12 protein-coding genes and 1 pseudogene are annotated in these 15,145 nt (G+C 47.1%); 7 read left to right on the forward strand and 6 right to left on the reverse strand.

The features are described from left to right. Positions 1–219: 219 nt before the first annotated feature. From Q0110_RS02365 to Q0110_RS02385, 5 genes and pseudogenes are all read right to left on the reverse strand, one after another. On the reverse strand, positions 220–1,425 hold the full coding sequence (locus Q0110_RS02365; RefSeq protein WP_297901819.1) for a primase-helicase family protein: 1,206 nt from the start codon (positions 1,423–1,425) through the stop codon (positions 220–222). A 306-nt stretch (positions 1,426–1,731) separates the two neighbouring features. Then, positions 1,732–2,106: a hypothetical protein gene (locus Q0110_RS02370; RefSeq protein WP_288148841.1), complete on the reverse strand. Its 375-nt coding sequence runs from the start codon at positions 2,104–2,106 to the stop codon at positions 1,732–1,734. Next, complete coding sequence (locus tag Q0110_RS02375; protein WP_297901824.1) at positions 2,103–3,332, reverse strand: site-specific integrase; 1,230 nt, start codon at positions 3,330–3,332, stop codon at positions 2,103–2,105. The genes Q0110_RS02370 and Q0110_RS02375 overlap by 4 nt, the downstream gene beginning before the upstream one ends. Before the next feature lie 393 nt (positions 3,333–3,725). Continuing rightward, the gene (locus Q0110_RS02380; protein WP_297901827.1) at positions 3,726–3,929 is read right to left on the reverse strand and encodes a hypothetical protein; all 204 of its coding nucleotides are present in this window, start codon (positions 3,927–3,929) and stop codon (positions 3,726–3,728) included. Continuing rightward, positions 3,922–5,374, reverse strand: a pseudogene (locus Q0110_RS02385) (ABC transporter ATP-binding protein); the annotation flags it as partial. The gene Q0110_RS02380 and the pseudogene Q0110_RS02385, both read right to left, overlap by 8 nt. A 171-nt stretch (positions 5,375–5,545) precedes the next feature. On the opposite strand from Q0110_RS02385, the gene Q0110_RS02390 reads away from it, so the two are divergent. From Q0110_RS02390 to Q0110_RS02400, 3 genes are all read left to right on the forward strand, one after another. Next, positions 5,546–7,081 carry a sulfatase gene (locus Q0110_RS02390; RefSeq protein WP_297901830.1) on the forward strand — a complete coding sequence of 512 codons (1,536 nt, stop codon included), beginning with the start codon at positions 5,546–5,548 and terminating at the stop codon, positions 7,079–7,081. Between the two features lie 18 nt (positions 7,082–7,099). Continuing rightward, entirely contained in the window at positions 7,100–8,092 is a 993-nt protein-coding gene (gene mgrA, locus Q0110_RS02395) for an L-glyceraldehyde 3-phosphate reductase (protein ID WP_297901832.1), read from the forward strand. 174 nt (positions 8,093–8,266) lie between these two features. Then, on the forward strand, positions 8,267–11,146 hold the full coding sequence (locus Q0110_RS02400; RefSeq protein WP_297901835.1) for a PD-(D/E)XK nuclease family protein: 2,880 nt from the start codon (positions 8,267–8,269) through the stop codon (positions 11,144–11,146). A gap of 106 nt (positions 11,147–11,252) precedes the next feature. Here Q0110_RS02400 and Q0110_RS02405 read toward each other — a convergent pair whose 3' ends face one another. Further along, on the reverse strand, positions 11,253–11,729 hold the full coding sequence (locus tag Q0110_RS02405; RefSeq protein ID WP_297901838.1) for a GAF domain-containing protein: 477 nt from the start codon (positions 11,727–11,729) through the stop codon (positions 11,253–11,255). A gap of 62 nt (positions 11,730–11,791) precedes the next feature. Here Q0110_RS02405 and Q0110_RS02410 point away from each other — a divergent pair, with 62 nt between their 5' ends. The 4 genes from Q0110_RS02410 to Q0110_RS02425 all read left to right on the forward strand — a co-directional run bounded on the left by Q0110_RS02410 (position 11,792) and on the right by Q0110_RS02425 (position 15,094). Continuing rightward, entirely contained in the window at positions 11,792–13,144 is a 1,353-nt protein-coding gene (locus tag Q0110_RS02410; protein ID WP_297901841.1) for an MATE family efflux transporter, read from the forward strand. 79 nt (positions 13,145–13,223) lie between these two features. Further along, positions 13,224–13,382: a hypothetical protein gene (locus tag Q0110_RS02415; RefSeq protein ID WP_297901844.1), complete on the forward strand. Its 159-nt coding sequence runs from the start codon at positions 13,224–13,226 to the stop codon at positions 13,380–13,382. Positions 13,383–13,411: 29 nt separating this feature from the next. Next, positions 13,412–14,005 (forward strand): GNAT family N-acetyltransferase, encoded by a 594-nt coding sequence (locus tag Q0110_RS02420; RefSeq protein ID WP_297901847.1) that lies wholly within the window; start codon positions 13,412–13,414, stop codon positions 14,003–14,005. A gap of 60 nt (positions 14,006–14,065) precedes the next feature. Continuing rightward, the gene (locus tag Q0110_RS02425) at positions 14,066–15,094 is read left to right on the forward strand and encodes an agmatine deiminase family protein (RefSeq protein WP_297901851.1); all 1,029 of its coding nucleotides are present in this window, start codon (positions 14,066–14,068) and stop codon (positions 15,092–15,094) included. Positions 15,095–15,145 lie beyond the last annotated feature (51 nt).

Here is a 15,145-nt window from a genome sequence, read left to right on the forward strand (position 1 = left end):
GTTGATTCGTTGAATGGTATATGTAATATGTTTATATACATACAAATAGATGCTCAACATCCGCTCAACAAACCACTCACCAAAAGAGAAACCGACAATAGGTCGTGGCTTTATGCTCAACTTCTCTTTTGGTCTGTTGAGATTTTGTTGAGAGTATATATTGCTTATTATCAGTATGATTATATCCTTATTCAACAATTCAACAAAAAGATAATGGAATTACAGCGTTTCAAGTTGCTGCCTTGTGACGGTATAGAAGCGTCCCACTCTCCTTATCGGTTCATACCGACACTCCCGATTGTAGTTAAGCTGATAAGTGGTATATGTCAGCCCGTTCGGTGCAGGTATGAGCTTCCAACATTCCTGCAATACCTTTCTTACTTGATGCTTCTCCGCTTTGACATACGTGTTTGCCAGCAACGTGAGAATGTCATTGCAGCAAAAAGAGAAAGTGTCGACACCCATACTTGCCATGATATCAAGTATAAGTTCGCACATCTCAATCTCCAATCTGTTGCGGTTGCTTCGGATAATCTTCTGCAAGGCTTCGGTGTGCAGCAGTGACGTGGCAAACCACATACGGCTCTCTTTCTCGGTGGATAGCTGCCTGTGCTGCAAATGGTAGAGGAAAGCAGGTATTTCCGCTTTCAGTTTTTGCAGGAAGTCGGTATCGTCCGACTGCAAGCGGTCTATCTTCCGCACCCAATAGCGTGTTTCCCCTGCGTCTATGATGACGGGCAGATACTCGTTGTTGGAACACAGCACGAACTTGGCGAAGAACGCTATCTCGTCACGGTCTTTACCTTTGGCTTCCACCTTGTAGGAGAGTGTGGTACTTAGGTTCTTCAACCGTTCGCTGTCCTCCCTGCGGCTAAGCAACACTTCATCCACCACAATAAGGAGTTTGCCTGCCCAATCGGAATTGAACTGGCTGCGGAAGTCCTCGTTGGTGTTGAATGTCACGTTGTTCTGAAACAAGGCTTTCAGAAAGTTCAGGAACGTGCTTTTGCCCGTGTTGCGTTCTTCCGATACCAACAGCAGGATTGGTAACTTTTGAATGGGGTGCAAGTAGAGCAGTTGCAGGTAGTCCATGCCCAACTCGTATTGCTCCCCGAAGATGTGCCGTACCAAAGATTGGATAGAGGGAAAGACACCCTCCTGCGGTCGGTGGTCTATCGGTTCATAGAGGTTCAGGAACTTGTCCACTATCGGACGGTAATTCACATGGTCGGGAATCGTGCAGAAACCGTCATACTTGGGGACGGTGGCGAGAAAGTGCTTGCCGTAGTCCTGCCGCAGGGTCTCGTTGTTCCACACGATGCGTTTCTTCACATAGCCGCCGTTCAGTCGGGGCTGGTTCACTAACTTGTAGAGGGTTGTACCCACTCGGATAAACTCCTCCTTGCTGATGTCTGATTTACTCATTGTCCATATGCTTAAATGGTTGATAAATAATCGTGTGCAAAGTTAGAGTGAGCCGTTTGAAACCTTGATACGCAAATCACGGCAGAATGGCGCAAAAAACACACGGAATGAAAAACTTGCAGTATATCGGAGAACATAACAATAAAAATCCCGAAGAAACAACCGTTATAGAGGGGTGCTTCTTCGGGATTGTCGCATTCGTATGAATGAATGGCAATGCGCCTACTCAATTATGTATATGGATACATCGTTGGCAATGGGAATACGCATCGGTTTCATTACTTCATGTCGTCATATCAATACACGTTATGCTTGATATTTAGGCACTTCTATTCTATTTCCCAGCGAAAAGAAGATGCTTGTTTTCTCTTTTCGCAAGTACAGCCTTTCAAGTATGGTATTGCGCACCCGTTCCGCTCCGTATGAGTTAATGCGGAAAGCGAGAGCGACAACCATTTCAAGGCTGTAAACATCCACACCGATTTTGTCCGATAGGTGGATATACCGTTGCGCTTCATGCACTTTCAGTATTCCGCTTTTATAGACTGCTTTGATTGCTGCACGGACGGTTGGGGCAATAACCCCGAACAGGCTGACAAGTTCCGCTTCGCTCATCCATGCCGTTTCACTTGGTATAATTACCGTACCGTGTTCAGTGATTTCGATGATATTCCTTTTCATTGTCCTGCCATTGATACGTTGTTAAACGATTGGTTCAGCCTGTTGCCGAGCATCGTAAGGTCGTTGTCCAACTTCTGCGTTGTGATTTTTGCGTAGATTTGGGTCGTGACTATGTTCGTGTGCCCCAATACACGGCTCACGCTCTCAATAGGCATACCCTTGCTCAAAGCCAACGTTGCAAAGCCATGTCTTGCACAATGAAACGAGATGTCCTTTGTTATCCCGCACTCTTTCATCACCTTTTTCAGCGGTTTGCAGATAGACCAGTAGTTGAGATTGGGGAAAACAAGGTTATCTACCTGCAAGGGACGGTAACGCTCTATTATCTGCAAGGGTATATCCAGCAGTTTCACTTGGAATGGCACTTTCGTCTTGTGCCGTTTGGATAATATCCACTTCTCACCGTTCACTTCCACGATGTTGTCATTGGTCAGTTCTTTGATGTCCACGAAAGAGAGGGCGGTAAAGCTGGCGAAGACGAAAATATCACGGATATAGGACAGTTTGGCATCCCCGAACTCGTGCGTCATTAACGCTTTCAGTTCGTCTTCCGTCAGGTATTCACGCTCCTTTACATTCGGGCTGATGTGGAATTGGGCAAACGGGTTTCTCGGTATCAGTCCGTTGAAGTGCGCACGCATAACTACACCTTTCAGCCACATGCACTTTTCCCATATCGTCCCGTTATGCAGTCCTGCTTCCGTTGAGAGGTAGGCGGCAAACTCCTTGATGAAGTCGGGCGTAATCTCCAGCATGGACATATCCGTCCGTCTGTAGAAAGACTTGATGAACGCTGCCACATGGTTTCTTGCCACCACCCGTGAACGGTACGTTGCCATTACCCTGTCCTTGCCGACACGCTTCTTGAACACCTCGTTCTCACGGTCGAACGCTTTGAGAAGTGTCTCGTACTCGCTGCCGATACCCTGATAGGCATTGCGCACCATTTCCGCAGTTACGAACGCTTCACGGTCGGATATGCGCTGGTAGTGCTTGATGATTTGTGCCTTGATGTTGTCCAAAGCGAGGTTAATGTCCCGTGCCTCCTTGCTCTTGCCTTTGGCTCGGTTGCCCTTGATGTCCCAAAGCGTTTTCGGGACACTCTGCTTGCAACTGAACTGCGCCACAGTTCCGTTGATTGTCACTCGCCCCATGATGGGGACAACACCGTTTTTCTCCTTGCTGCCGTTCACGTAGAACAGCACTTTGAATGTACTTCTTGCCATACTCGTTTTTTGTTTGCAAAGTTATTACTCAACGAGTTAGACCTTGATAAGCAAATCGGCGCAGAACGGCGCAATCATTGCAGGGAGCGTTAAAAATGCGTTCCGCTTCGGGTAACGATTTGAAAACCTTTCTGCTTCATAGAACTGCTTTCCTTTGCGTTTCCCGTTTTTTGCGGTTGGCTTCATTTGGCACTGTAAACGCTTTAATGATAGCCATTTCAGTGACATTTCAACCTCTTTTGTCGGTTATTCCAAAGATTTGTCGTAAAAATTATAGGCTATTGATGATTATTATATGAACTATTTCGTATTTTTGCACCAACTCAAACAACCACCGCAACACCAAGCAATCCAAAGAATTGCACACGTGGGGTTATTAGTGGGAGAACGATTTTAGAGATTGCTAAGATATTGAGTACGTGAAGAATAGAATAAAGGTTCATCTTCCGTACGAAGCCAATCATCCAGGAATATGAAGACAAAAAACGCCAGCAACATCAATGCGATATCCAGCAACACAGTGAAAAATACCCCTTTACAAAAATCTTTTGCACCCTTTTCAGAAAGGGCGAAACGTGTTTTTATAGCGTTAATCATGAGAGACCTCCTTTCCGATTGTCCAACGGACTGATTGTTGATATTCATTCCACATCCATTCCTTTCCTATTGATTAATTCATTATGGGTACCTTGTTCGGCTATTCCCCCTTTGTCGATGACCAGTATACGGTCTACGTCTGTTATGTTTGATAGGCGATGGGCTATCATGAGAATGGTTTTCCCTTTCGTGAGTTCTTTTAGTGTCAAGCGTATCAAGTGTTCGTTTTCCGGGTCTGCGAACGCAGTCGCTTCATCCAGTACTATGATTGGGGCGTTTTTCAATAAGGCACGTGCCAGTACGATACGCTGTTGCTCTCCACCGGAAAGGTAGGTACCTTCCGTTCCGATCTTGGTGTCCAAGCCGAGAGGCAATCGGTCTATGATCTCCCTGCACTGAGCCAGATCGACCGCTCGTTCCACTTCTTGCAAGGTTGCGTTTGCGTTACCATACTTTATATTCTCGAGCAAGGTTGTCTTGAATAAGCGGGTATTTTGAAAGACGAATGAGATGTGCTTCATCAATTCTTTAGGATCGATGTCTCTCACGTTAATCCCGCCAATGGAGACCTGCCCTTCCGTAACTTTCCAAAAGCGGGGAACTAGACGTGCGATGGTTGTCTTTCCACTACCGGAAGCCCCGACGAGAGCGACAGTCTGACCTTGCGGTATAGAGAAACAGATCTTGTCGATCGCGTTTTGCGTCGCTCCGGGATAGCGGAAAGATACTTGCTCGAATTGGATACTGAAATCTTGTATGGGAGTAGGGTTCTGTGCCTTCGCTAGCGTCTCGTAACCGGTGAGGTTCTCAAGCCTTCCGATCGCTTCCTTGGCTTGCCCCAACGCTTGGTTGAGGTACATGGATTTCATGACGCTTTGCGAGAACACGGGAGTGATAAGGACAAACAGGAAAAAATTAAGTAATACCGAGGCGTAATTATCGTTATTCCCAATTAATAGAATGGCCAGTGGAGCCAGGAAGAACACGAAACTGTTGATGATGATTGTATAAAAGGACATCGGTTTTTCCCACATCATCGTATAGCTATAGACCATTTTATTGTAATTCATGATGCTCTTGTGGAAATTCTTGAAAGAATAGATCGTTTGCTGGAAAACCTTTACTACAGGGATTCCCCGGACATATTCTACGGCTTCCGTATTCATCTCCTCGAAGGAGTTCATATATAATCGCATGAATTCTTGTCCTTTGGTATTCATGGTGTAGCTCATGATCAAAGCCGCTATGATAACGGGGATTATACAGGCCAGCCCTAGCTGCCAGTCGAATGTGAAAATAAGGATGATAGCGGCAATAGGAACCAAGAACGTGCCCGATAAGTCGGGTAGCTGATGCGCGAGGAATGTGTGGGTGATACTAGCGTTATCATCGATGATCTTACGGATTCGCCCGCTGGTGTTTATGTCGAAAAATCCAAGGGGCATATCATTTTTTGAGTGTTTATCTGGAATTATAAAAATAGGTTTATCCATAATTACAGACAATACCTATTTGTGAGTATTTTCTTCATCAGATTGTGTATTCTCAAAAATATACTTACTTTCGTAAATAGAAGTCAAACCCTATTGGAAGGCATAGAAAAACATCTGTTACACATGAAGAGAGCTCAGTTTATCCCTATAGCGTTATTGTCGGTATCGGCGATAACGAACGCCCAAAGCGCCGGTCGTCCCCCAAATATCATCCTGTTCTTGGTAGATGATATGGGATGGGAGGATACCTCCTTGCCTTTTTGGACCCAAAAGACACATTATAATGAAGTATATGAGACCCCGAACATGGAACGACTGGCGAAAGAAGGCATGATGTTTACCCAAGCCTATGCCAGTAGCATCAGTTCGCCCACTCGTTGTAGCCTGATCACCGGGACCAACGCTGCCCGTCACCGGGTGACGAACTGGACGCTCTTTAAGGATAAAACAACCGACCGGGAGAGTGATGTGCTTACCCTGCCGGATTGGAACTATAACGGCGTGGCTCAAGTGGACGGGACGAATAATACGTTCGTGGGAACTTCGTTCGTACAGATATTGAAGAATAACGGATATCATACGATCCATTGCGGCAAGGCACATTTCGGGGCGATCGATACCCCTGGGGAGGACCCGCATCATTGGGGATTTGAGGTGAATATAGCCGGACATGCCGCAGGGGGGCTTGCCAGTTATCTCGGGGAAGATAATTACGGGCACACCAAGAATGGCAAACCTTATGCCCCGAACGCTATCCCCGGACTGGAGAAGTATTGGGGAAGCGATACCTTCGCTACGGAGGCCTTGACGCAGGAGGCGATCAAGGCGCTGGACAAGGCTAAGAAGTATAACCAGCCGTTTTACTTGTATATGTCTCATTACGCAATCCATGTTCCCATCGATAAAGACAAGCGTTTTTACCGGAAATATATCGATAAGGGCCTGACGGCTAAAGAGGCGGCTTACGCAGCCTTGATAGAAGGTATGGATAAGAGCTTGGGCGATTTGATGGATTGGCTGGAGAAGAATGATGAGGCGCGTAACACGGTCGTGATCTTCATGAGTGATAATGGTGGTCTCTCCAGCGAACCCGAATGGCGTGACGGGGAGATCCATACGCAAAATTATCCCTTGAATAGCGGTAAAGGCTTTGCCTATGAGGGAGGTATCCGTGAGCCGATGATCGTGCGTTGGCCGGGTGTGGTGAAGCCGGGAAGCAAATGTGATAAATATTTGATTATCGAGGATTTCTATCCGACCATCTTGGAGATGGCCGGTATAAAAGATTATAAGACCGTACAACCGATAGACGGCGTTAGCTTCATGCCTTTATTAAAAGGTACGGGAGATCCTTCCGCAGGACGTAGCTTATTCTGGAACTGCCCGAATATATGGGGAAATGACGGGCCGGGAATCGGTCCGACTTGCTCGGTCCGTAATGAAGACTGGAAACTGATCTATTATTACGAGACCGGGAAGAAGGAGCTGTTTAATATCCCGGAGGATATAGGAGAGCATAATGACGTGGCGAGACAACATCCCGACATCGTAAAGCGTTTGTCCGGGGAATTGGGTACGTATTTACGGAAAGTGGACGGGCAACGTCCGTCGTTTAAGGCAACAGGCAAACCAGTTCCTTGGCCGGATGAGATATACTAATTAAAAAAGAAAGATCATATGGAGTTTTACAAAGCGGAAGAGAATCGTTATGCGGATATGATATATCGGCGGTGCGGACGGAGCGGCATTTTATTGCCGGCCGTTTCTTTAGGATTGTGGCACAATTTCGGTAGTGTGGACGTGTTCAGTAATTTTATCCAGATCGCTCACGCCGCGTTCGATCATGGCGTGACTCATTTCGACCTGGCGAATAATTATGGCCCGGCCTACGGATCGGCGGAGGAGAATTTCGGCCGGATATTAAAGAAAGGCTTGGGGGCTTACCGGGATGAGATGATTATCTCCACGAAGGCGGGTTACGATATGTGGCCGGGGCCGTATGGAAACTGGGGAAGCCGTAAGTATCTAATGGCTAGCTTGGATCAGAGCTTGAGGCGAATGGGGTTGGAATATGTGGATATCTTTTATTCCCACCGTCCGGACCCGGAGACCCCGATCGAGGAGACGATGGGGGCTTTGGTCGATATTGTCCGGCAAGGAAAGGCTTTGTATGTGGGTATCTCCAATTATGACGCGGACCAGACCCGTAAGGCCTTGGCCGTATTGAAAGAGCATAAGGTTCCTTGCTTGATTCACCAAGCCCGCTATTCGATGTTCGATCGTTGGACGGAACCTGATTTACTCCCTGTATTGAAGGAAGAGGGGGTTGGTATGATCGCGTTCTCACCGTTGGCGCAAGGCTTGCTTACGAATAAGTACTTACATGGAATCCCGGAGAATTCCCGTGCGGCGAAACCAACCGGTCATTTGCAGACCTCCCAGGTTACCCCGGAGGCTGTGGAAAAGGCTCGTAGGTTAAATGAGGTGGCTGCCCGCCGCGGTCAGACCTTGGCTGAGATGGCGCTCGCTTGGTTATTAAAGGATGACCGGGTAACCAGCGTATTGATCGGCGCGAGCTCGGTCGCCCAATTAATGGATAACCTCAAAGCGTTAGACAATATCTCTTTCTCCAAGGAAGAATTACAAGAGATAGAAAATATCTTACTATAACATGAACCATATCCGGATTCAGAAAATAGGTATCCAACCTTCAATGATTGGACCTAGTTGTAGAGACGGGGCGTGCCCCGTCTCATCCCCTCAAAAGGATATTTAAAGTTACTATTAGATGGCGGGAGACGGGGCACGCCCCGTCTCTACAAGCCTGTATAAATTTTAGAATAAATGAAACCGTTCTTATATCAAGTAGCGTCTCTTTTTTACGAGAAATATGGGGTGGAGGTTAGTCGTTTGGCCTTTGTTTTTCCCAACCGACGTACGGGCCTCTTTTTCCAGAAATACCTCTCGGAGATAGCCGATACCCCCCTTTTCTCTCCGACAATCCTTACGATCAACGACCTCTTTATCCAGTTGAGCGGAAAACAAACCGCCGACCGGATCAGCATGCTTTTTACCCTGTACGATATCTACATCCGTCAAAGCGGTTCTACCGAGACGTTTGATGAGTTCCTCTATTGGGGCGAGATGTTGCTCAATGATTTTGACGATGTCGATAAGTACATGGCGAACGCCCGCATGCTATTCAGCAACGTAACGGACCTACGGGAGATAGAGAATGATTTCGATTTCTTGAGTGATGAGCAGATCGCTGCCATCCGTAGCTTTTGGTCTAGTTTTTACCCCCGCGGCGATACGCCCAACCAACAACAATTCTTGGCGGTCTGGCAAGTGTTATACGATCTGTATGAGGAATTCCGTGCGGCTTTGGCCGCTGAGGGAAAAGGCTATGAGGGTATGATTTTCCGAGAGGTCGTGGAAAGCTTGGAACGAGGTGAGTCTCCGGATTTACCTTACGAGCGAATTGTCTTCGTCGGCTTGAACGCCTTGTCCATATCGGAGGAACGTTTTCTTGCTCAATTACAAAAACGGGGAGTTGCGGATTTCTATTGGGATTATGTATCCGATAAGGTAACCGATCCGGATAATAAAGCCTCTTATTTTGTTTCCCGCAACTTGAAAAGCTTCCCTTCCTCGATGAATTTATCCCCCGAGGAGAAAGTAGAGACCGAGATCGAGGTAATCGGTATCCCGTCCGGTATCGGGCAGGCCAAGCACGTCTACACCCTGTTGAGCGATTGGTGCAAGGACGTGGCGATGAGTTCGGAAGAAGCTCTGCGTACGGCGGTGATCTTGCCCGATGAGCATCTGCTGATCCCGGTATTGAACGCCATACCGGAACAAATCCGGCGTATCAACGTCACGATGGGTTATCCCTTGGCAGGAACCCCGGTTGCCTCCTTGATCGAATATATCTTGGCGTTGCAGAAGAACGTTCGCTATGTAGACCGGAACCCGCTGTTTTATTTCCGGGACGTGCTTCCGGTATTGAATCACCGCTATGTGCTCTCGACCTCACCGGAGATTGTTTCCTCCTTGGTGAAAGAGATCACGGAAAACAACAAGATCTATATCTCGCACACCGAATTGGAGAAAACACCTTTGCTGGAGATCCTTTTCACGCCGGTGACCGGGGTAGAGGCTTTCTCGGATTACCTGATCAAGGTTTTGGAAGAATTGAACAAGGTCATGTCTGCCCTTTCCGATGAGGAAGAGGAGGACGTTACCCAACGGACAAACGATTTAGAGCAAGAGTTCATCTTCCACTATTTCACCACGATAAATCGTATGAAAGAGGTGATGAGAGACGCTCATATAGAGATGAGAATGGATACCTTCTTCCGTCTCATGAAACGGGTAACCGATACTATCACGATCCCTTTCCGCGGTGAGCCGCTTTCCGGTCTGCAGATTATGGGCGTGCTTGAGACCCGTGCCTTGGATTTCGACCGCCTGATCATCTTGTCCATGAACGAGGGGATTTTCCCGCAACGAAAAGCGGCGAACTCCTTTATCCCTTATAACCTGCGCAGAGGGTTCGGGCTACCTACTTATGAGCACCAAGATAGCGTATGGGCCTACCATTTCTATCGTTTGATAGAACGTGCCAGCCGTGTGAGCCTTTTATACGATACCCGTAGTAACGGGTTGCAGACGGGGGAGGTGAGTCGTTTTGTTCATCAATTGCGTTATCATTACGAGGTTCCTATACAGGATAAGTTGGTCGTATATAATGTATCCTCTTCCAAGACTCCTCCGCTGGCCATTCCGAAAAAGGAAGATATCATACGCCGTTTGGATGCTTACCGGAAAGGGGGAACCAAGGCAATCTCGGCGAGCGCTATCAATACGTATCTGGATTGCCCGTTGAAATTCTACTTTTCTGTCGTGGAAGGTATCCAAGAGGAGGAAGAGGTAAACGAGACGATCGAGAGTGATGTTTTCGGCAGCATCTTGCATAAAGTAATGGAGGAGCTTTATAACCCGTTTCGTGGAAAGATGGTAACCGCTGATTTGCTGAAAGCTATCCGTAAGGATACGCCCCTGTTGACCGGAACTATCGCCCGTGCTTTTGCCAGCGAGTTTTTCAAGACGGAGGTGGTTCGTCCCCTTACCGGACAAAACTTCTTGATTGGTGAGATGATCCGCAAATATGTTGGGAAAATCTTGGAACGCGACGGCAAACTGACTCCTTTCACCTACATTGAGTCCGAGCGTAAGATAAACGGCTTGATCAGCCTGTCCGATCATTCCGAGATCCGGTTGAAAGGCTTTATCGACCGTGTAGATGAGGTACGTGGGGCTATCCGTATTATCGACTACAAGAGCGGTAGCGGAACCACGGCTTTTAGCGGTATAGAGAGCCTTTTCGATAAGGAGGAGAAAGACCGTGCGAAAGCCGTGATGCAGGTATTCATGTATTGTTGGATGTATGCCCATCTCACCGAGAACAAAGGGAAGACGGTACAACCGGGTATTTATTACGTCCGCTCTCTCTTCGCCGATCCATTCGATCCGTCTATCTATCAACGTGTCGAACGGGGGAAATCGGAAAAAGTAGAGGATTTCTCCGGTTATTCCCAAGCCTTCGAGGAAGGTCTTCGGGGATGCTTGGACGAGATTTTCAATCCAAAGATCCCTTTCACGCAAACACCTACGGGAAAAGCTTGCTCTTATTGTCCGTTTAAAAATATTTGTGGCAAGTAGTATTCGCTCCGGTACTTCTCGGAGGGTACTAAAGTATTTCTTACAAAGTACTGTGGTACTTCTTAGGCCGTACTACAGTACTTCTTGCGGAGTACTGGGGCGAGGCTTACTGATGAGGAAGCGACTCCACGATCTTTTCCAAAAAGATCCGGTCTGTCTCATCGAAACTATCCGGTTGGTCGCTGTCTATATCCAATACGGCGATTACCTTATCCTCCCGTATCACGGGAACCACGATCTCCGAGCGTGATGCCGAGCTGCAAGCGATATGTCCCGGGAAAGCGTCTACATCCGGTACGATGATCGTGCGGGCCTCCTGCCAGGCCGTGCCGCATACCCCTTTTCCGTATTTGATTCGTGTACAGGCGATAGGGCCTTGGAAAGGCGCTAATACCAACTGATTGTCTATGACCCGGTAGAAACCCACCCAAAAGAAACCGAAGGTTTGCTTGAGTGCCGCGGCGATGTTCGCCATGTTAGCGATTGGATCGGTTTCATTGCCTGTCAATGAGATAATTTGAGGGAGTAATGTCTCATACATCTCCTGTTTATCACCGTTTTTAATCCGTAGTTCCTCTGCCATATTTAAACTATTATAAGATTACAAATGTAAAAAATAAATTGAAAAGTCTGTACCTTCGCGGCATGGCAAAACAAAATTCTCCATTGGTATTAGGAACCGATCCCATCGGTAAATTACTTACGCGATATGCGATTCCTGCGATTATCGCTATGACAGCTTCTTCTTTGTACAATATGGCCGATAGCATTTTTATCGGTCATGGAGTGGGGGCGTTGGCGATTTCCGGCCTTGCCTTGACTTTTCCGTTGATGAACTTGGCGGCTGCTTTCGGCTCGCTGGTGGGAGTCGGCGCCTCTACGCTGGTTGCCGTGAAGCTGGGTCAGAAAGATTATGAGGGAGCGAATAATGTGTTGGGGAATGTGTTGATCTTGAACGTGGTTCTGGGTATCGTTTTCACGATCGTTTTCTTGTTCTTGCTTGATCCTGTGTTGTACTTTTTCGGCGCTAGTGAGCATACGATTTCTTATGCCCGTGATTATATGCGGATTATCCTGTATGGTAACGTGATTACACATATGTATCTGGGATTGAATTCCGTCTTGCGCTCCTCGGGTTTCCCGAAGATGGCTATGTATGCTACGTTGGCGTCGGTTGTTATCAATTGCGCCTTGAACCCATTGTTTATTTTTGGTTTCGGGTGGGGAATAGAAGGTTCGGCTTGGGCTACGGTTATCTCGCAAGCGATCTCGCTTACCGGGCAGTTGATCCATTTCTCGAGTCCGAGGCAACTCCTTCATTTCAAGAAAGGTATCTATAGGCTGCGCTCAGAGATCGTGAAAGGTATCTTGTCGATCGGTTTATCTCCGTTCTTGATGAACCTTTGTTCCTGCTTGATCGTGATCCTTATCAACCGGGGATTGAAAGAGCATGGAGGGGATATGGCGATTGGCGCTTATGGTATCGTGAACCGTATCGCTTTTCTTTTCGTGATGATTATCATGGGATTTAATCAGGGTATGCAACCGATAGCCGGTTATAATTATGGTGCCCGGCTCTATTCCCGGGTGACGGACGTGACCCGGCTGACGATGCGCTGGGCGGTGGGAGTGGCTACGCTGGGTTTCTTGCTTTGCCAGTTGGTGCCGTCGTGGATCGTCCGTATGTTTACGAGTGACGGGGAGTTGATCGGTGCCGCCTCCTATGGCCTGCATATTGTCTTCGCCGTATTCCCGATCGTGGGTTTCCAGATGGTGGCGACCAACTTCTTCCTTTCCATCGGCATGTCTAAGAAAGCGATCTTTCTCTCCTTGACCCGGCAGATGCTTTTCTTGATACCCTGTTTAATCATCCTCCCCCCGTTATTCGGAACTCTCGGTGTCTGGATCAGCATGCCTATCGCCGATACGGTGGCAGCGATCGTGACAGCGATCGTGCTTGTGAAACAATTTAAACAATTCAGGAAAATACCAGGATGATACATGCTTAATAGCTGCAATAATTTGTTTGTCTGGGAAATAAATATTTCCTTTGCGAAAACCGTAAAATAAACTAAGTATGGCGATACCTATAAGAAATATTCCTGTGCTGAGCGAGAATGCCGCGGAGGAATTTTTAGAGAAAATAGAAACTCAAACAAAGAAGGTGGATCCTAGAGAAGTAGAGGAATCTCTACGCTCATTGCGGGCTATCCTGAAAAAATCGAAAATAAACTAAGTCGATATTGAGAACCTAAAACCTGACACATGATATTTTTAGAAGAGTATTGTACGATTACCTTGTTAGATCAGGGCTTGTTGTTAACATGCAAACCTTTTGACTGTAGAGATTCCGACCTGAATTATTTTTTTCGTGAGGATGCTATATTTTATTCAAGAGAGTTGTTGGGTAAAACATACTGCTATTTATTGGATCGTGATCCTTCTGTAATAGTCTGCGCGTTTACTTTATCGAATGATAGTATAAAAGTCTGTTATCTGCCAAATAGCCGAAAGAAGAAAGTAAACCGATACATACCTCGGATGAAACAGTATAAAAGTTATCCTGCTGTATTGTTAGGACGGTTAGGTGTGAATAAGAAGTATATAAATAGAGGTATAGGGCGAGAGCTACTTAGCTTTATCAAGGCATGGTTCATTGAGCCGATGAATAAAACAGGATGTCGTTTTTTAGTAGTAGACGCATATAATCAAGAAAACACGCTTCGCTTTTATTTAAATAATGGTTTTGAATTTATTTTTTCCACGGAAGAGCAAGAGAAAGAATTCTCAGGATTCACCGTTTCGGAAGTCTTGTCTACCAGATCCATGTATTTTGACCTGAAGAATATGATGGTTTAAGTTGCTCTGTTTTTATATAAGATTATCTATCTTTATCCCCGCAATTCTAAACATGAGGATATGGAACATAACGTGATATTACCTGCGGAATGGCATCCGCAAAGTGCCGTGCAGCTTACGTGGCCGCATGAGGATACGGATTGGGCTCCGATATTGGACGAGGTGATTCCTTGTTTCGTGGCTATCGCCAAGGAAGTGATCAAGCGAGAGAAGCTATTGATTGTCTGTCCGGATGAGGCCGCCGTGCGGGAACAATTGGGGGAGGTTGATTACGGGCGTGTCATTTTCCGTGAGATGGAGACGAATGATACGTGGGCGCGGGATCACGGGGGTATCTCCGTCTTCGATGAGGGAACGCCGATGCTTTATGATTTCGTGTTCAACGGTTGGGGAATGAAGTATGCCGCCAATCATGATAATTTGATTACCCGTAATCTTTGCCATATGAAGACCTTCTCCGAAGAGGTGGTTCCAGTAAATATGCAACCTTTCGTACTGGAGGGCGGTAGTATCGAATCCGACGGGAAGGGTACGTTGATGACTACCGTCGAGTGCCTGGCATCCGTGAACCGTAATGAGTATTTGCGACAAGAGGAGTTGGAACGTTATTTGAAAGACGTATTTGGCTTGGACCGTATCCTTTGGATTACCAGCGGTTATTTGGCCGGGGATGATACGGATAGCCATGTGGATACTCTCGCCCGTTTCTGTAGCGAGGATACGATCGCTTATGTCCGCTGCGAGGATGAGGAAGATGAGCATTACGCCGAGTTGAAAGGGATGGAGGAGGATATCAAGGAGTTTACTCAGGCCGATGGTACCCCTTATCGCTTGATTCCGCTGCCGATGGCGGATCAGGTGGAGTGGAAGGGGGAGCGTTTGCCCGCTACTTACGCTAATTTCCTGATCATGAATGGGGCCGTATTGGTTCCGTTCTATGACTCTCCGAAGGATGAGGTCGCTAGAGCGGCTTTGCGGAAAGCGTTCCCGGACCGGGAGATCGTAGGCATCAACTGCCTTCCGCTTATCAAGCAACACGGTTCCCTGCATTGCGTGACGATACAATATCCGGAAGGTTTTATCAAATAAACAACATAGTCTATGATATACCTAGTTGTAGAGACGGGGCGTGCCCCGTCT

It is taken from the genome of uncultured Parabacteroides sp., from assembly GCF_947855115.1.
Classification (GTDB): Bacteria; Bacteroidota; Bacteroidia; order Bacteroidales; family Tannerellaceae; genus Parabacteroides.